Origin of the sequence: Paratissierella segnis (assembly GCF_014385195.1) — a bacterium.
GTDB lineage: Bacteria > Bacillota > Clostridia > Tissierellales > Tissierellaceae > Paratissierella > Paratissierella segnis.
In genome coordinates this window covers 17,462-36,595 of the sequence record NZ_JACRTG010000019.1, presented here as the reverse complement: position 1 = coordinate 36,595, position 19,134 = coordinate 17,462, and the positions used below count along the sequence as shown (strand labels likewise).

20 protein-coding genes are annotated in these 19,134 nt (G+C 32.6%); all 20 read left to right on the top strand.

Features of this window, described 5'->3' with window-relative positions; all coding sequences use genetic code 11:
- Nucleotides 1-40: 40 nt before the first annotated feature.
- On the top strand, nucleotides 41-1,177 hold the full coding sequence (hemW, locus tag H8707_RS09160) for a radical SAM family heme chaperone HemW (RefSeq protein WP_262429847.1): 1,137 nt from the start codon (nucleotides 41-43) through the stop codon (nucleotides 1,175-1,177).
- 116 nt (nucleotides 1,178-1,293) lie between these two features.
- Nucleotides 1,294-2,325: a heat-inducible transcriptional repressor HrcA gene (gene hrcA / locus H8707_RS09155; protein ID WP_262429846.1), complete on the top strand. Its 1,032-nt coding sequence runs from the start codon at nucleotides 1,294-1,296 to the stop codon at nucleotides 2,323-2,325.
- 33 nt (nucleotides 2,326-2,358) lie between these two features.
- The gene (gene grpE, locus H8707_RS09150) at nucleotides 2,359-2,904 is read left to right on the top strand and encodes a nucleotide exchange factor GrpE (RefSeq protein WP_262429845.1); all 546 of its coding nucleotides are present in this window, start codon (nucleotides 2,359-2,361) and stop codon (nucleotides 2,902-2,904) included.
- A gap of 20 nt (nucleotides 2,905-2,924) precedes the next feature.
- A complete protein-coding gene (dnaK, locus tag H8707_RS09145; protein WP_262429844.1) occupies nucleotides 2,925-4,766 on the top strand; it encodes a molecular chaperone DnaK in 1,842 nt (613 codons plus the stop codon).
- Nucleotides 4,767-4,825: 59 nt separating this feature from the next.
- Entirely contained in the window at nucleotides 4,826-5,956 is a 1,131-nt protein-coding gene (gene dnaJ, locus H8707_RS09140) for a molecular chaperone DnaJ (protein ID WP_316699643.1), read from the top strand.
- Nucleotides 5,957-6,254: 298 nt separating this feature from the next.
- A complete protein-coding gene (gene prmA / locus H8707_RS09135; protein ID WP_262429843.1) occupies nucleotides 6,255-7,202 on the top strand; it encodes a 50S ribosomal protein L11 methyltransferase in 948 nt (315 codons plus the stop codon).
- A complete protein-coding gene (locus tag H8707_RS09130; protein ID WP_262429842.1) occupies nucleotides 7,202-7,942 on the top strand; it encodes an RsmE family RNA methyltransferase in 741 nt (246 codons plus the stop codon). The genes prmA and H8707_RS09130 overlap by 1 nt, the downstream gene beginning before the upstream one ends.
- Nucleotides 7,942-9,246 carry a tRNA (N(6)-L-threonylcarbamoyladenosine(37)-C(2))-methylthiotransferase MtaB gene (mtaB, locus tag H8707_RS09125; protein ID WP_262429841.1) on the top strand — a complete coding sequence of 435 codons (1,305 nt, stop codon included), beginning with the start codon at nucleotides 7,942-7,944 and terminating at the stop codon, nucleotides 9,244-9,246. The genes H8707_RS09130 and mtaB overlap by 1 nt, the downstream gene beginning before the upstream one ends.
- 46 nt (nucleotides 9,247-9,292) lie before the next feature.
- A complete protein-coding gene (locus H8707_RS09120; protein ID WP_262429840.1) occupies nucleotides 9,293-9,631 on the top strand; it encodes a histidine triad nucleotide-binding protein in 339 nt (112 codons plus the stop codon).
- 109 nt (nucleotides 9,632-9,740) lie between these two features.
- Nucleotides 9,741-9,923, top strand: coding sequence for a 30S ribosomal protein S21 (gene rpsU, locus H8707_RS09115; RefSeq protein WP_262429839.1), 183 nt, complete (start codon nucleotides 9,741-9,743; stop codon nucleotides 9,921-9,923).
- A 15-nt stretch (nucleotides 9,924-9,938) separates the two neighbouring features.
- Complete coding sequence (locus tag H8707_RS09110) at nucleotides 9,939-10,382, top strand: GatB/YqeY domain-containing protein (RefSeq protein WP_262429838.1); 444 nt, start codon at nucleotides 9,939-9,941, stop codon at nucleotides 10,380-10,382.
- 82 nt (nucleotides 10,383-10,464) lie between these two features.
- Entirely contained in the window at nucleotides 10,465-11,742 is a 1,278-nt protein-coding gene (locus H8707_RS09105) for an NfeD family protein (protein WP_262429837.1), read from the top strand.
- A 16-nt stretch (nucleotides 11,743-11,758) separates the two neighbouring features.
- Nucleotides 11,759-12,730, top strand: a complete 972-nt coding sequence (floA, locus tag H8707_RS09100; RefSeq protein WP_394354655.1) for a flotillin-like protein FloA — start codon at nucleotides 11,759-11,761, stop codon at nucleotides 12,728-12,730.
- Nucleotides 12,731-12,741: 11 nt separating this feature from the next.
- A complete protein-coding gene (locus H8707_RS09095; RefSeq protein WP_262429835.1) occupies nucleotides 12,742-13,161 on the top strand; it encodes a hypothetical protein in 420 nt (139 codons plus the stop codon).
- A 257-nt stretch (nucleotides 13,162-13,418) separates the two neighbouring features.
- A complete protein-coding gene (gene yqfC / locus H8707_RS09090) occupies nucleotides 13,419-13,697 on the top strand; it encodes a sporulation protein YqfC (protein ID WP_262429834.1) in 279 nt (92 codons plus the stop codon).
- Nucleotides 13,698-13,707: 10 nt separating this feature from the next.
- Complete coding sequence (yqfD, locus tag H8707_RS09085) at nucleotides 13,708-14,892, top strand: sporulation protein YqfD (RefSeq protein WP_262429833.1); 1,185 nt, start codon at nucleotides 13,708-13,710, stop codon at nucleotides 14,890-14,892.
- Nucleotides 14,893-14,903: 11 nt separating this feature from the next.
- The gene (locus tag H8707_RS09080; protein WP_262429832.1) at nucleotides 14,904-15,875 is read left to right on the top strand and encodes a PhoH family protein; all 972 of its coding nucleotides are present in this window, start codon (nucleotides 14,904-14,906) and stop codon (nucleotides 15,873-15,875) included.
- Between the two features lie 11 nt (nucleotides 15,876-15,886).
- Complete coding sequence (locus H8707_RS09075; protein WP_262429831.1) at nucleotides 15,887-17,962, top strand: HD family phosphohydrolase; 2,076 nt, start codon at nucleotides 15,887-15,889, stop codon at nucleotides 17,960-17,962.
- Nucleotides 17,962-18,417 (top strand): rRNA maturation RNase YbeY, encoded by a 456-nt coding sequence (gene ybeY / locus H8707_RS09070; protein ID WP_262429830.1) that lies wholly within the window; start codon nucleotides 17,962-17,964, stop codon nucleotides 18,415-18,417. Before H8707_RS09075 ends, ybeY begins: the two co-directional genes overlap by 1 nt.
- Nucleotides 18,418-18,429: 12 nt before the next feature.
- Entirely contained in the window at nucleotides 18,430-19,131 is a 702-nt protein-coding gene (locus H8707_RS09065; RefSeq protein WP_262429829.1) for a diacylglycerol kinase, read from the top strand.
- Nucleotides 19,132-19,134 lie beyond the last annotated feature (3 nt).

Sequence of the window (19,134 nt, the reverse complement as noted above, 5' to 3'; positions counted from 1 at the left end):
TTAAAGTGAAATTTAATTGCTGTTAGGAGTGGAGGTAAACATGGAATCCTTTAGCCTTTATATTCATATACCGTTTTGTGAGAGGAAATGCTATTATTGCGATTTTACATCCTTTCCTATGAAAGGGCAGGATATAGAAAGGTATATCAGCTATTTAAAAAAAGAATTGTCAATATATAAGGAGAGGTTCTCAAACTATAAATTGCATACAATTTTTATCGGAGGGGGAACGCCATCTGCAATTCATGAAAGATATATCATAGATATTTTGGAATATATATATAAAAATTATGATGTATCCGATTTAAAAGAGATTACAATAGAGTTAAATCCGGGAACTGTTACCAAAACAAAATGTGAAGCATATAAGTCAATTGGGATAAATAGAGTCAGCGTGGGAGCACAATCCCTAAATGATAAAAAATTGCAAATGTTAGGGAGGATACACAATTGTAATGATATAAGAAATACATTGTATCTTTTAAGAAGAGCAGGCTTTGATAATATAAATGTGGATTTGATATTTGGCTTGCCGGATGAGACTTTGGAAGATGTGGATCGTACGTTGAAGCAAATAATTGAATATGAAATTGAGCATATATCCTATTACAGTCTCATCATAGAAGAGGAAACTTTGTTTAATGAATGGCATAAAAAAGGTCTGATTTCATTACCTAATGAAGATTTAGAAAGACAGATGTATCATTATATAGTAGATTTTCTTATACGAAACAGCTACAATCATTATGAGATTTCCAATTTTTCAAAATCCGGATTTGAGTGCAAACACAATTTATCATACTGGAAGATAAAACCCTATTTAGGTGTCGGATTAAATAGTCATTCCAATAGTTTTGGAAAGAGATTTTGGAATACTTCAGATCTTAATGCATATTATGCATTTTTAAGTCAAGATAAATTGCCTATTGAGGGAGAAGAAACAATCGATAAATCTATGGAAATGGCGGAATATTCTATTATGGGTTTGAGGCTCATAAAAGGCATATCAAAGGAAGAATTTTGCAATAGATTTAAACAAGATATTTATAAAATATATAGGGAGGCAATCGACAAACACATAAAAAACGGACTTTTAAAAGATGATAGTAAAAATCTAACATTAACTAAAAAGGGTCTAGATTTAGCTAATTTAGTGGAAGTAGACTTTATGCCTTGAAAATATTTTAAATAGGTATTGACAATATTTATTACAAATGGTAGATTTATATTATGGGTTTAGCACTCGATGACCATGAGTGCTAACAACATCCAATTAACATTTGAGGTGATAATATGTTGGATGAAAGAAAATTAAAAGTTCTATATGCTATTATAAATAGCTACATTTTAAGTGGAGAGCCTATAAGTTCAAGAACTATTTCAAAGATTTATAACTTAGGTGTAAGTTCTGCTACAATCAGAAATGAAATGTCTGATTTGGAAGATTTGGGTTTTTTAAACAAACCTCACACATCAGCTGGAAGGGTGCCATCAGATAGGGCATATAGACTATACGTTGACAGTATATTGAAGTTGGATAATTCAAATATAGACAATAATTTAAAAAATAAAATAAAAAAAACCCTAATTGAAGAATCTAAGGAAATGGATCAACTATTACAAAATGCAGCCAAAATTTTGTCAAAAATAACAAAGTATACTGCATTGGCAATTTCACCTCAACTAAGCAAAAGCAAAATCAAGCATATACAACTTATACCAATAGAAAACAATCAGATACTTTTAGTATTGGTTAATAATTCTGATATAGTTAAGAATACTATATTTAAAGTAGATTCCACTATATCGCCAGGTCAGTTGAATATAATTTCAAATTACCTTACTCACAAATTGAGAGGGGTTTTATTTTCAGAGATACCCAACGAAATAGATTTTAAAGAGATGTACGCTTATAAGGAAATATTAGATAAAATTTTGCCTATGCTGAATGATTCCTTCGATATTATGGATTCCATTGATCTCTATTCAGAAGGTATTACTCAGTTATTAAATTTTCCGGAATATAAAGATGTTGATAAAGCAAAATCTATTATTTCTTTTATAGAGAACAAGGATTTGGTCTTGGACGTATTGTTGGAAGATGAAATCATGGAAGGAATAAAAATTATAATAGGAAATGAAAATATTTATGAACCAATTAAGGATTCAAGCATAATCACTGCATCATATAGTGTAAACGGAAAAAACATAGGTAAAATTGGAGTTATAGGACCTACCAGAATGGATTATCTAAGGCTTATAAACATTTTAAAAATTTTTTCATTAAATTTAACAGAAATTATTAATTTCTATAGTGGTAATTGAAATATTGCTTAATTTAAAGAGGTGAAAAAGATAATGAACAAAGACGACAAAAATACTGTCAATGATATGGCAGAAGGAATGCAAGATACAAATGAAGATAATTCAATTGAAAATGAAGAATCAAAGTCAACTCAAGAGGAAGAATTAACACAATCAATAGAGGAAATAGAAGAATTAAATAACAAACTTCTTAGATTGCAGGCTGATTTTATTAACTTTAAAAAGAGGAGTGAAAAGGAAAAAGAAAGCCAATACTCCTATGGAATTGAATGCTTTGTACTTGACTTGCTACCTATTTTAGACAACTTTGAAAGGGCATTAAACACAGATCAAGATGAAGATGATGGTTTTTATAAAGGTGTTAAAATGATAAATGATCAAATGGTAGATTTATTAAAGAAGTATTCTATAGAAGAGATTGATGCATTGAGTAAACCTTTTGACCCAAATTATCATCATGCCGTGGTAACGGAAGAATCAAAGGAGCATGAACCCAATACAGTTATAGAGGTGTTGCAGAAAGGATATATGCTCAAAGAAAAAGTTATAAGACCTTCAATGGTTAAAGTTTCAATATAGATTAATAGGAGGATATTAAAATGGGAAAAACTATAGGAATAGATTTAGGTACAACTAATTCTTGTGTTGCTATTATGGAAGGTGGAGAATCTACTATAATACCCAACATAGAGGGTAATAGAACCACACCATCTGTAGTTGCTTTTACAAAGGATGGGGAAAGACTGGTTGGAGAGACTGCAAAAAGACAAGCAATAACAAACCCGGACAGAACAATACAATCAATTAAAAGAAAAATGGGTTCAGACTTTAAGAAGGTAATAGACGGTAAGGAATATTCACCACAGGAAATTTCTGCTATGATATTGCAAAAGATTAAGGCAGATGTGGAAAGCTATATTGGCGAACCTGTAAAGGACGCTGTTATAACCGTACCGGCTTATTTTACCGATAGTCAAAGACAAGCAACAAAAGATGCAGGAAAAATATCTGGCTTAAATGTTATAAGGATTATAAATGAACCAACAGCTGCTGCATTAGCATACGGAATAGACAAAGAAGACGGGCAGCATAAGATAATGGTGTTTGATTTAGGCGGAGGTACATTTGACGTTTCCATTCTTGAATTGGGAGATGGCGTATTTGAAGTTTTAGCTACAAGAGGAAACAATACCCTTGGTGGAGACGACTTTGATGATGCTATAATAAAATATATAAATGAGCAATTCAAAAAAGAAAATGGCATAGACTTAACAAAGGATAAAATGTCGTTGCAAAGATTAAAGGAAGCGGCAGAAAAGGCAAAGAAAGAGCTTTCTTCCGTTATGTCAACAAATATAAATTTACCTTTTATCACAGCAACTTCATCGGGTCCGTTGCATTTAAATATGGACATTACAAGAGCTAAATTTAATGAATTAACATCAGACCTTGTAGACAAAACATTGGATCCTGTAAAGTCAGCATTAAAAGATGCAGGATTGCAACCATCTGAAATAGAAAAGGTACTATTGGTGGGAGGTTCTACAAGAATACCTGCTGTTCAGGAAGCGGTTAAGAGACTTATAGGAAAAGATCCTCAAAAAGACATAAATCCCGACGAATGTGTGGCATTAGGTGCAGCTATACAAGGCGGAATATTAGCTGGGGAATTTGGTTCAGACTTACTTCTATTGGATGTTACTCCATTATCTTTGGGAATTGAAACCTTAGGTGGAGTTACAACTAGACTTATAGAAAGAAATACCACCATACCGACTAAGAAATCTCAAGTATTTTCAACTGCAGCAGATGGTCAAACTGCCGTAGATATTCATGTATTACAAGGTGAAAGACAAATGGCAAATGATAACACTACATTAGGTACATTCCAGTTGACGGGGATACCGCCGGCACCAAGAGGAGTACCTCAGATAGAAGTTACATTTGATATAGATGCCAATGGAATCGTAAATGTAAGTGCTAAGGATTTAGGTACCGGAAAAGAGCAGAAAATTACAATTACAGCTTCTTCAAATTTATCAGACGATGAAATAGAAAATAAGGTAAAAGAAGCGGAAAGATATGCCGAAGAAGATAAGAATAAGAAAGAATCTATAGAAGTTAGAAACAATGGTGATTCCATAGTATATCAAACTGAAAAGACTTTAAAGGACCTAAAAGGGAAGCTTTCCAAGGATGAAGAGTCAAAAGTGAAAGAAAAGTTAGAAGCGCTTAAGAAGTCCTTAGAGGGAGACGACATTGACGATATAAAACATAAAACCGATGAATTAACACAAGAGTTTTATGCTATATCTCAAAAGTTATATGAAAATACGCAGGGACAAGATGGTCAAGGCGGAGGTACTTCCGGCAGCGATGATGATGTAGTAGATGCTGATTATGAAGTAGTAGATGATGACGAAGACAACGAAGATGAATAATTTAGTAAGCTAAATCCTAGGATTTAGCTTACTAAATTTTCACAGACAATGAAGGGTAGGTGAAATATTTGAGAGATTACTATGAGATCTTAGGAGTCAATAAAGATGCGAATGAAAACGAAATAAAAAAAGCATATAGATCCTTGGCAAAGAAATATCATCCGGATTTAAATCCCGATAATAAAGAAGAAGCAGAACAAAAATTTAAGGAAGCGAGTGCAGCATATGAAATATTAAGTGATCCCGAAAAGAGATCCAGATATGACAGATTCGGTCATGCCGGAGTGGATCCGCAGGCCGGCAGCGGAGATTTTGGAGGATTTTCTGATATATTTGACGATATATTTGATATATTTGGCGGAGGTTTCGGCGGTTCAACTTCAGGAGCAAAGAGAAGAGGTCCTACCAGGGGCTCTGATTTAAGATATAATTTGAATTTGGACTTTAGGGATGCGGTCTTTGGAGTAGAAAAGGAGATACAAATAAGAAAAACAGAAAAATGTTCTTCTTGCTCCGGTACAGGCGCAAAGAATGGAACGGAGAAAGAAGTTTGCCCTAATTGCAATGGAAAAGGCGAAGTGAGATATGCGCAGCAAACCCCCTTCGGACAATTTGTAAGGGTAGGGACATGTGATAAATGTGGCGGTACAGGAGAAATAATCAAAGAAAAATGCAATGTATGTAACGGTTCAGGCAAGGAAGTCAAGGATAAGAAAATAAAGGTCAAGGTACCTGCAGGCGTAGACAATGATTCAGTTATATCCATAAGGGGAGAAGGAGAATCCGGAAATTCAGGAGGACCATCCGGGGATTTATATGTTTATATTACGGTTAAAGAAGATCCTATATTTAAAAGAGATAGAAATGATTTATTTTTAAATATTCCAATATCATTTGCTCAAGCAACTTTGGGAACCGAAATTCAAGTCCCGACTTTGGAAGGTATTGAAAAATTTGATATACCCGAGGGAACTCAAACAGGAAGCAGGTTTAAAATAAAGAATAAGGGAGTTCCAAATGTCCGGGGTGTAGGCAGAGGAGACTTGTATTTTACGGTTGATGTAAAAGTGCCTACAGATTTGTCGGAAAAGCAAAGGGAATTATTGCTGCAATTTGCTGAGGAATCGGGAGAAGATCTTAAAGAACATAAAAAAGGATTTTTTAAAAAAGTTAAGGATGCATTTAATTGAGAATCACACTGGATAGACACCAGATAGAATATATGAGAATTAAAAATCATGAGGAGATTTCTCCAACATTAATTTGCTCCTTAGGATAGGATCCGGAGTGTATTATAATGCCATTTCAGTTGAAATGATGCCTTTGGCTTTTGTCATCTAAATACCAATGTGGAGGGGTCTCCCTTTTAACTTAAATATCAACAATGATTACTATTGTCGCGGTTTGGTCGGATTTTTTTTGAAAATACTAGCAATTTATGATATATTAAGATATAATAATTTGAGATTATTTAAGGATGTGTGAACTATGAAATGGCTTGAAATTCAAGTTAAAACAACAGAAGAAAATGAAGATATAGTAACTGACATATTGTATTCTGCAGGGGCAACCGGATTGGCGATAGAAGACCCTCATGATATTGAAAAATTTTCAAAGACTGAAGATAATTGGGATTTCATCGATCCAAATATAATTGATTTAGACTTTGAAGGAATTCTGATAAAAGCATATTTTTCTGAAAGTGAAGATTTATTAGAAACCGTGGATTTTATAAGGGACAATATAGAAAAAGCGCCCCTTTTATTAGGTAATAAACCTTATGGAGAAGTTATTATATCTGAAATAGACGATAAAGACTGGGCAGAAAATTGGAAGAAATATTACAAGCCTAAGGAAATTGGAGAGAAAATTGTAATAAAACCATCTTGGGAATCATATCAAAATATCTCAAATAAAATAGTAATTGAATTGGATCCGGGAATGGCATTTGGAACCGGTACACATGAGACTACAATGATGTGTATTCAAAGCTTGGAAAAATACATATCAAATAACTCAAAAGTATATGATGTTGGGTGTGGAAGTGGTATACTAAGTATAGTGGCTGCAAAATTAGGAGCGAAAAAAGTTACTGCAATAGATTTAGATGAGGTATGTATAAAGGTTTCAAATGAAAATATTAAAATAAATAATGTTGAAGAAATAGTTCAAGTAAAAAAAGGGAATCTTTTGGATGTTATAGACGGTAAAGCAGATATAATTGTAGCCAATATCATTGCGGAAGTAATCGTAAAGCTGACATCTGATTTGAGTTCATATCTAGATAAAGGCGGCATATTTATAGCTTCAGGGATAATTATTGAAAAGATACCTCTAGTAGAAATGGCTTTAGCAGAAAATGGATTTAAAATACTGGATATAAATCAGATGAATGGATGGGCATGTATGACTGCTTCTAAGGTTAAAGTAATATAATGCATAGATTTTTTGTAGATAAATCTCAAATTAGTGAATATAAAATTATTATTATAGGAAAAGACGTTAAACATATAAAGGATGTCCTTAGATTAAAGAAAAATGAAATCATTGAAATACTTAACGATGGTTTTGTATATGTATGCAGGATAGAAAGAATCGAAAAGGATAGAATTGAAACGGCAATTGTGGATAGAAAAGCAGGTGTAAATGAATCTAAAGTTGACATTACATTATTCCAAGGATTGGCAAAAGGTACAAAGATGGACTTTATTTTTCAAAAAAATACTGAAATCGGCGTAAAAGAATTTTATCCTATAATAACACATAGGTCAGTTGTAAAGATTAAAGAAATGGATAAAGAACAAAAAAAGATTAATAGATGGAATTCAATAGTTGAAGAAGCTGCAAAACAGTCAAAAAGGGATTCAATCCCTATTGTAAGGGATATTATAACCTTTGATAAAATGATTGATATTTTAAGAAATGAGAAAGATATTATCGTTCCCTATGAGGAAGAAAAATCCTATTCTATTAAAGAAGGACTTATAAATTCAGGGAAAAAAATCAATATAATTATAGGTCCGGAAGGAGGATTTGAACAAGAAGAAATACAAATTTTAAGGGATGTAGGCGGTAAAATCGTAACCCTAGGCAATAGAATTTTGAGGACGGAGACAGCTGGTCTTGTTGCTTCCACTATCATTCTTTACGAATTTGGCGATATAGGAGTGGTCTAATGAGAACCGTTGCATTTCATACTCTGGGATGTAAAGTAAATCAATATGAAACTGAAGCCATGGAAGAATTATTTGAAAAAAATAATTATTCTATTGTTAATGAAAATGATATAGCGGATATATATGTAATAAATACCTGCACAGTAACAAATCTGTCGGACAGAAAGTCAAGACAATTTATAAGAAAAGCAAAGAGATTAAATAAAAACGGAGTGATTGCCGTAGTAGGTTGTTATTCACAGGTTTCTCCCAGTGAAGTTGAAAAAATCGACGGCGTGGATGTAATCATTGGCACCAGTGATAGGAGAAGAATTGTTGAACTTTGTGAAAGAGCGATGGATACCAATGAAATAATCAATGTAGTTCAAAATATAAAAACGTATAAAAAATTTGAAAAGATAGATATAGATGATATAAAATCTAAGACAAGAGCATATATAAAAATTCAGGATGGATGCAATCAATTTTGTAGTTATTGCATCATACCATATGCCAGAGGTCCAATAAGAAGCAGAGCAATCGATGATATAATCGAAGAAACGAAAAAACTAAGCCATGCAGGATTTAAAGAAGTTATACTTACCGGTATTCATGTTGCCTCATATGGTAGGGATTTAAAAAACATACAGCTTATAGATATTATCGAACAAATTGGAAATATAGATGGTATTGAAAGGATAAGATTAAGTTCTGTAGAGCCCACCCTAATAAATGAAGAATTCATGAAATCCATAGCAAGAGTAGGGAAGGTATGTGATCATTTTCATTTATCGCTTCAAAGCGGCAGTAATAGCGTGTTAAAACGTATGAATCGAAAATATACCAGTGAGATATACAAGGAAAAGGTAGAATTGATTAGAAAATACATGCCTGATGCCGGAATTACAACTGATATTATCGTAGGATTTCCGGGTGAGACCGATGAAGAATTTAAAGAGACATGTGATTTTGTGAATGAAATCAAATTCTCAAGGATACATGTATTCAAATATTCTCCGAGAAAGGGAACCCCTGCAGCTAAATATCCGGATCAAATAGATGGCAATGTAAAGAACGAACGAAGTGATAAGCTGATAGAATTAGGAAACAAGCTGGCTTTTGAGTTCATGAACAGGTTTAAAGATAGAAATTTAGATGTTTTATTTGAAGAAGCAAATAAAAATAATATAGATTTACATGAAGGATATACTACAAATTATATTAGAGTGGCAGCAAATTCAAATATTTCTATAATAGGTGAGATAAAGAGCACCAGAATAGTTGATATTCAAAATGATTTATTAATAGGTGAAATATTACATTAATTATATTGTTATAATTATGTAAGATAAAAGGAGGTGTAGTAGGGTAATGGATTGTTTATTTTGCAAGATAATAAATAAAGAAATACCAACCGAGTTTTTATATGAAGATGATAAGGTTGTGGCTTTTAATGATATAGACCCTCAAGCCCCAATTCACTTTTTAATAGTTCCGAAAGAGCATATTGAATCCAATGATGATATAAACGATGAAAACTCCCATATCGTTTCCCATGTATTTCAAGTTGCTAAAAAATTAGCAAAGGAAAATGGATTAAAATCCGGGTACAGAATAGTAAACAATTGTAAGGAAGATGGCGGTCAAAGTGTTAATCATATTCATTTTCATGTATTAGGAGGACGACAAATGTTATGGCCTCCAGGTTAAAAACATATTGATAAATATATAATAATAATGTATAATTATCAAGTATGCAATCCTTAACCATTGTTTATTTGAAGTACTCTTGTATAAGGAGAGGGGAGGGAAGAATCGGATGTCAGAAATTAGAGTTGGAGAAAATGAATCTCTTGACAATGCATTGAAAAGATTTAAGAGACAATGCGCGCGTTCTGGTGTTATTGGAGAAGTAAGAAAAAGAGAACACTATGAAAAGCCTAGTGTAAGGCGTAAAAAGAAGTCTGAAGCTGCAAGAAAAAAAAGGCATGCAAAGTATTAATAAGAAGGTGGAGTAATGTCCCTTGCGAATAAGCTTATGGATGATTTAAAATCATCTATGAAAAACAAAGATACCATTAGAAAAAATACTATAATTATGGTTAGAGCTGCAATTAAACAAAAAGAAGTTGACGAAAGAAAGACATTAACTGATGAAGAAATATTAGAAATAATATCTAAACAATTAAAAGAAAAAAGAAGCGCAATAGAAGAATTTAAAAAGGGCTCCAGAGAAGATTTGGTTAAGCTGACTGAATCGGAAATGGAAATTCTCTTGGAATATCTTCCTAAGCAACTATCTGAAGCAGAAGTTGAAGAAATTGTTAAAGCTACAATAAAAGAAATAAATGCTACCTCTATGAAAGATATAGGATTGGTTATGAAGTCTGTCATGCCTAAAGTAAAAGGGCGAACAGATGGAAACATGGTAAATAGGGTAGTTAAAAGAATATTAAATTAACCTGAGCTTTTAGCTCAGGTTTTTTGCATATTTTAGGGTATATGTCAAATAAATATGTTATTATAAAGGTGGAGGTGATTTTTTGAAAAAAAGATATGTATTTATATTTATTGTGTTGCTTTTATTAAATAGTATAAGTTTTGCAGATGAAGCAAATGATGTATATATTGTTCCTATTAAGGGGGAAATAAACAGAGCAACATATAATTATTTGAAAGATACAATTGATGATATCAACAATGAAAAAAACGTTGAAGCAATTATTTTTGAAATCGACACTTATGGAGGATTGATCGATGAGGCTGAAAAGATTAAAAACTTAATTTTGGCTACAAATATACCCACCATGTCCTATGTTAACAATAAGGCAGAGTCGGCAGGCGTTTTAATTACAATAGCAAGTGAAAAAGTTGTAGTGGCTTCAAATGCTACCATAGGATCTGCCGAGCCTAATCCAAATACGGAAAAAATAATGTCCATGTGGAGGGCAATGCTAAGGGATACGGCTCAATATAGAGGAAGAGACCATGAGTTAATCGAGGCAATGGCTGATAAAGATATAGTAGTAGATGGGGTAAGTCATAAAGGTAAATTGGTAAATCTTACATCACAGGAAGCGTTAAAATATGGGATTGCAGATTATGTTTCCGATGATTACAATGAAATGTTAAACTACTTTGATATTGAAAATGCAAATATAGTCAAAGTGAAGGAAGGATTACAAATAAAACTTGCAAAATACATTTCAAACCCATATGTAAGCAGCCTGTTGTTGGCATTAGGTTTTATTGGACTGGTAATAGAGCTAATAACTCCGGGATTTGGTTTAGGCGGTTCGATCAGTATAATTGGGTTTGGTCTATATTTTGGAGGCAATATACTAGCCGGGAATTCCAATTGGACATCATTGGCATTATTTGTTACCGGGTTGATTCTTTTGATAATAGAGGGTATAGTGCCCGGCTTTGGACTTCCGGGTATTAGCGGTATTATTTTAGTTGTTACAGGTACGGTACTTGCTATGGATAACTTGCCCAATGCAATTTTATCTATAAGTATTTCAATTATAATAACTGCCATAGTCACAGTAATTTTGATGAAATTGGGTTTTAAAAGTAAGTTATTAGATGATATAATACTAAAGACAAATCATAATTCAGAAGTAAGTTCAATAGAATTTGGAAAAGAAGACTTAACAGATAAAGAAGGCATCGCAATTTCAGAACTTCGACCAACAGGTTTTATAGAAATAGCTGGAGAAAGATATGATGCACTAACTGAAGGAGGATATCTACCGAAAGGTACTCCGATTTTAGTTATAAAGGTTGAAGGAAATAAAATTTTTGTAAGGAGGAAATAATATGGATGGAAAAATCATGTTTACATTTGGTATTGCATTAATCATCATTATTTTTGTAATAATATTTTTCACATTTGTACCGGTAGGATTGTGGATTACAGCGTTTTTTTCAGGAGTAAAGGTAAAAATCTCAACTTTAATTGGGATGAGATTGAGACGTGTAGTTCCAAGCAGGATAGTAAACCCAATGATTAAAGCGACAAAAGCAGGGTTGATTTTACACATAGATGAAGTGGAAGCCCACCATTTGGCAGGAGGTAATGTCAATACCCTTGTAGATGCTTTAATAGCAGCACAAAGAGCGAACATACCACTAGAATTTGAAAGGGCGGCAGCCATCGATTTAGCAGGTAGAAATGTTCTGGAGGCAGTTCAAGTAAGTGTAAATCCAAAAGTAATTGAAACTCCGCAAATAGCAGCAGTTGCTAAGGATGGGATAGAAGTAATAGTAAAAGCCAGAGTTACTGTTAGAGCAAATATTGAAAGATTGGTTGGCGGAGCAGGAGAAGAAACAATTATTGCAAGGGTTGGAGAAGGTATAGTAACTACGGTAGGCAGTTCTAATTCTCATAAAGATGTGTTAGAAAACCCGGATAGCATATCCAAGACTGTATTGGATAAAGGGCTGGATTCCGGTACTGCATTTGAGATATTGTCTATAGATATAGCAGATGTTGATGTTGGCAGAAACATAGGAGCAAAATTGCTAATGGACCAAGCTGAAGCGGATAAGAGAATAGCCGAAGCAAAGGCAGAAGAAAGAAGAGCTATGGCTGTAGCTAAAGAACAGGAAATGAAGGCAGAGGTTCAATCCATGAGGGCAAAGGTTGTGGAATCCGAATCAGAGGTTCCCCTTGCATTAGCATCAGCCTTAAAGGAAGGAAAGCTTGGAGTTATGGATTATTATAATATGAAAAATATATTAGCTGATACAGATATGAGATCGTCAATATCCAAGATAGCAGATGATGAAAAAAGCACAAAATAGGATGTGATTGAATGAATAGCCCATTAGTTTTACTAATCATATGGTTTCTAATAAATATGTTTTTAAAGAGTGCAAACGATAAAAAGAAAATAGAAGAAGCAAGAAGGAAAAGAGTTCAGCAGTTAAGAAAAGATAAACCTCCAATGATGCGCAAAGATATGGGAAGTACTGTATCGCCTGATGTGGTATCAACTGATGAAGGAAATGTATATCATTCTAAAATGGAGAGTGTCCATCCATATCAGGCAGAAGATGAAGATAGGGATATTGGAACACATCCGAAAGCTGTGAAAGTAGAAAGAAAAGAAAAGTCGGATAATAGAATCAACACACCTGTTTTGGATTTAAGGAATGACATACTTAAAGGGATTATATTCTCTGAAATTTTGTCAGAACCAAAATCAATACAGAATATTAAAAGAAGCATGTAATATGCCAGAAGCACGTAAAGTGCTTCTTTTTTTGACTTGTCCCCAACTCTTCTATCTTAGTCCTTAGTTCTTCACTATCTTTTCGATTGTGAGCTGTGATTTGTGAATTGTCTTTTCGATTGTGAATTGTGAATTGTGAATTGTGAATTGTGAATTGTGATTTGTGAATTGTGATTTGTGAATTGTGATTTGTGAATTGTGAATTGTATTGTAATAGTGGAATATACCCGTGCATATGATAAATTGGAGGGATATTTATGAAAAAAAAGGTGGAGGATATCAAGATAAATTTATCGGAAGCGCTGGAACTGCCAATGGATATTACTTTGGATTTGCCAAAGATATCACTAACAGGAAACAGGGAAGCCAGTATAATAAACCATAAAGGCATAATAGAGTACTCAGATTTGATGATTAGAATAAATTCAAAGATAGGTATTATTAAAATAATTGGATACGACTTGGAAATTAAAAATATACTTATGGAAGAAATACTTGTAACGGGATTAATAGAAAAAATAGAAATATTGAGCTAGGAGTGATGAGATGCTAGCTATAAAAATATGGAATTATTTAAAAGGTTATGTTATTATTAAGATTGAAGGTTTATCCCTTGAAAGGCTTTTAAATCTTGCATTGACAAACGATATTTACCTTTGGGATGTAAAAAGGTTAAACTATTTTCAAGTTGAGGCAAATGTTAGCATAAAAGGGTTAAGAGATATCGAAGAACTGGTGAGCAAAGCAGGGTGCAAATTAACTGTTTTAAAAAACAGGGGATTGCCTTTTTTAATAGAGAAAATAAAACACAGAAAGATGTTTGCAGCCGGATTTGTAGCTTTCTTTTTATTATTGATATTTTTGTCCTCTTTTATATTTAAATTTGAAATAAATGGATTGGAACAAACTCCCAAGGAAGAAATACTTGAATTACTTGAAAAAAACAATATTAATATAGGCACACTTAAAAGAAAAATTTCCACGGAAGAGTTAGAATTAAAAATATTGGATGAATTTAATTATTTTTCATTTATCGAAGTTCAAAAAAAAGGAGTAAAATTGATAATTGATGTAAAAGAGGAACCAATACCTCCGGAAAGAGTTGATAAGTCATATCCAAGCAATATAATTGCTAGGAAAAAAGGCGTTATTGAAAAGATTGTTGCCCGAAATGGTACTGCAGTGGTTAAAGCCGGTCAAATTGTTCAAGAAAATCAAGTGCTTATTTCCGGCGTTATAGAAAGTGAAAGTATGGGAAACTATTTAGTCCATGCGGATGGTGATGTACTTGCAAGGACAAGATATGAAGCTAATGTTGAAGACCAGATTGTAAAAAAGGTAGAAAAAGAGACCGGAAAGTTTATGAAACAAAGAGGTATAAAAATCAACAATACCGGGGTAAAATTTATTAAGGATATACCATATGAAAGTTACAAGGAAATAGTAAGAGAGGATGAATTGATTGATTGGGACTTTTTAGAGATAGATTTTCCAATAAAATTGATAACCTATGAATATAAAGAAACCCAAATCACAGAGGTAAAGCAGGACATTGAATTTTTAAAAAAATCCAATCAATTAAAGGCAATTGAAAAAATTAATGAAGAATTGTTTAAAGAAGCCAAAATAGCTAGTAAAAATGTTATTCATTCGGTGGAAGATAACACTTTAAAAACAACTGTTGTAATTGAGACAATTGAGGAAATAGGAAAGCAACATATAATTAAATAGGAGGTTGGAATTTGACAAACAAAGCAAATGAGAAAAGAATAGAAATCAATAATAATCATATTATTCGAGAAATATTTGGTGAATTTGACGAGAAAGTTGATATAATTAAAGAAAAGTTAAACATAGATGTAATGATATCAAACGGTGATTTAAGATTGTATGGAGAAAGCGAAGCTATCGATTTAGGGGAGAAGTTAATATACAATCTAATTGAAATCATAAAAAAACAAAAAAGACTTGATAAACAGGATTTAGACTATGCAATTCGGCTTATTTTGGAGGGTAAGGAGGACAAGATAAGTGAACTATTAAATCAAGTTGTATGTGTGACAGCTTCAGGAAAAAGCATAAAGCCAAAAACATTAGGTCAAAAACGATACTTAGATTCTATAAAGAACAACGATATAGTATTTGGCATAGGGCCTGCCGGTACCGGAAAAACATTTCTTGCGATGGCAATGGCGGTTCAAGCTTTTAAAAATAAAGAAGTTAATAGAATTATTTTAACAAGACCTGCCGTAGAAGCCGGAGAAAATTTAGGATTTTTGCCCGGAGATTTGCAGGAAAAAGTTGATCCGTATTTACGACCTATATATGATGCATTATTTGAAATATTAGGGTATGAAACATATGAAAAATATGTGGTAAAAGGTCTGATCGAAGTTGCACCCTTAGCTTATATGAGAGGTAGAACTCTTGATTCTTCTTATGTTATATTGGATGAAGCTCAAAACACAACCAACGAGCAAATGAAGATGTTTTTAACTCGTCTGGGTTTTGGGTCCAAAGCTATTATTACAGGAGATATAACTCAAATAGATTTACCGAGAGGTAAGCAATCAGGACTTAAAACTGTAAGTAGAATTTTGGAAGATATACAAGGTATTGATTTTATATATTTAACAAAATATGATATTGTAAGACATCCTTTAGTCCAAAAAATAATTGAAGCGTACGAAAGAAATGATAATAAACAAGCGTAGGGGGTAAACCTATGAAAAAAGCAAAAATGGATGAAAAAAATTTTATAAAAAAACATTTAAACTTTAACAATAAAAAATTATTTGTTGGATTATTGCTAGTAATTTTTACGGCAATACTTTTTTTTATAACAATTGCAAGATTTGAATCAAAGAAAATGGACGTAAAAATAGGTGATATAGCTAAGAATGATATAAGATCGACAAAGGAATTTGTAGATGAATATTCAACTAATATTCTTAAATCAGACGTGTTAAATAATGTGACGCCTAAATATAGGATTTCACCTTCGATACAAATGCAAATGAAGGATTCTATAACGGAGTTCTTGGATACAGTCAGAGATGTAAAATTACAGAACAATATAAGCACAAGTAAAAAAACCGATCTCTTGTTGGAAAGTACGGATTTAGAATTGAGCAAAGGACAAGTTCTTACTGCGCTCAATATGGATTTTAGAACACTTAATGATTTTGAAAATTTAATTATAGATTTGGTAAATCAAATGATGGGAAGGGGAATAAGAGAAGAGGAATTAGAATATGAAAATGAAAATTTGAAGGAAACTTTTGAGTCATTAAACCTTAGTGAAGAACAAAAATCTTTGGGGATTACACTGATATATGAAACTATAAAACCCAATGAGACTATAGATGTTGTTGAAACAGAGAAAATTAAAAAAGAGGAAGTGGATAAGGTAAAGCCCATAATGATAAAACAAAATGATTTGATAGCTCAAAAGGGAGATATAATAGATGAACATAAATTTAGTTTAATCAAAGAGTCAGGGTTATTAAAAGAGGATAATAAAACTCCTTTTAAGACATATTTCGGCATGGGACTGTTGCTTTTTATCTCAATATTGTTTTTTATATATTATATCTTTCTATTTAACAAAGATATACTGGGAAATACAAAGATTGTATTGTTATTATTAGTTATGACTCTAACGATTATAATTTCCCATGGCTTTAGCATAATTTCCACATTTCTAATGCCTATTTCAGCAGGTTCTTTATTGATATCTATTTTGATTGAACCCAAACTGGCATTGATAAGTCATGTATTTTTGGTTACATTTTTGGGCCATAGTCTAAGACTTGATACGAATATAATCTTTATGTTTATTTTAAGCGGAAGCATAGGAGTGCTAACCTCTACAAAACAAAATCAAAGATACAGCGTCTTGCTAAATGGATTGTATATTGGTATAATTAACATTCTTGTCATTAGTTCCCTTGGAATTATTCAAGATCTGGATTTTAGAGAATTATTGATTAGAAATTTTTTGGGACTTATAAATGGAATTTTATCAGGAATTATCGCTTTAGGTTCATTGCCGCTATGGGAAAATGCATTTTCGATTTTAACTCCATTAAAGTTATTGGAGCTATCGAATCCAAATCAACCTCTACTCAGGCAGTTGATTATGGAAGCTCCCGGAACCTATCATCACAGTCTGATGGTTGGCAATTTAAGCGAGGCGGCTGCTGAAGTCATAGGGGCAGATCCTCTGCTTGCTAGGGTTGGGTCATTTTACCATGATATAGGAAAAATAAAAAGGCCATATTATTTTGCAGAAAATCAATTTGGAATGGAAAATCCACATGATAAATTAAATCCTGTGCAGAGTGCTCGCATTATTACAAATCATACTTTAGATGGAATACAAATGGCTAAGTCAAATAAATTGCCAAGAGAAATAATCAATATAATTGAAGAACACCATGGAGATACTCTAGTTGCCTACTTTTATTATAAAAGGAAGGAAGAAGGCAAGCCAATAAATGAAGAGGATTTTAGATATAAAGGCAAAAAACCGCAGAGTAAGGAATCTGCTTTAGTTATGCTTGCAGATTCTACGGAGGCAGCTGTGAGGTCATTGAAAGATCCCACAAAAGAGGCAATTAAGGGTATGGTTTCCAAGATTGTAAAAGGCAAATTAGATGATGGACAATTAGATGAATGCGATATAACAAGGAAAGATATAACCAATATTATTGAAACCTTTAACAGTATTTTGATAGGTATATATCATGATAGAATTGAATACCCAAATATGGAAAATGATAAAGAGGTAAAAGCCTAATGAATATATATATAGATAATAGACAAGAAAAGTTTGATATTAGTGAGGAAATCAATAAACACGTAAAAACTGCAATAATAGAATCATTGAAGGTAGAAGGCTTAAAGGATAATTATGAGGTAAGTGTATCCTATGTAGATAATTATGAAATAAAGAAATTGAATAGAGAATATCGCGGGATAGATAGAGAAACCGATGTACTGTCATTTCCTTTTAATGAAGTTGTAGATATACCCGTTTTGATTCTTGGAGATATTATAATTTCTGTCGAAAAAGCTTATGAGCAGTCCATAGATTATGGTCACTCTCTGGATAGAGAAATTGTGTATTTGACTGTACACAGTATGTTCCATTTGATGGGCTACGACCATCTAAAAGATGAAGAAAAGGAAATTATGAGGAATAAAGAAAAGCGTGTAATGAAAAATCTTAAAGTGTTCAAGAGTTCTTCCTAAGAGGGGATTGTTATGAATAGAAGCTTATTGGAGCGTTTCAATCATGCGGTATCCGGAATTATTATAGCTTTTAGAACTGAAAGAAATTTTAAAATTCACTACACTATTGCAATTTTGGTAATTTTATTGAGTTTGTTTTTTGATTTTTCAAGAATTGAATTCTTACTTTTATTGTTTTCTATTTCCTTGGTCATCGTTTCTGAGATGATCAATACTGCAATAGAAAGAACTATTGATTTAATTACACAGGATTATCATCCTTTAGCAAGACTGGTAAAAGATGTTTCAGCCGGAGCAGTTCTAATATCAGCTATGAACTCTATTATCGTGGGGTATTTATTATTTTTTGATAGATTAAGTTCTTTTGGAGAATTGTTATTATTTAAAATAAGGAGATCTTCTATACACTTGACTTTTATTGCTCTGTTTATTGTGATATTGCTCACAATAGCCTTGAAAGCAAAATTCTATAGAGGCAGAGGAACCCATTTCCAAGGAGGTTTTGTAAGCGGACATTGTGCTATAGCCTTTTGCATTGCAACTATCATATCCTTTTTAGCAGAAAATATTTTAATAAGTACTTTTGCTTTAGGATTGGCATTGCTGGTTGCGGAAAGTAGAATTGAAGCAAGGATACATTCACTATTGGAGGTTGTTTTAGGAGCATTATTGGGTATAATTATAGGAATTTTAGTATTTCAAGGCTTAGGATAAGAG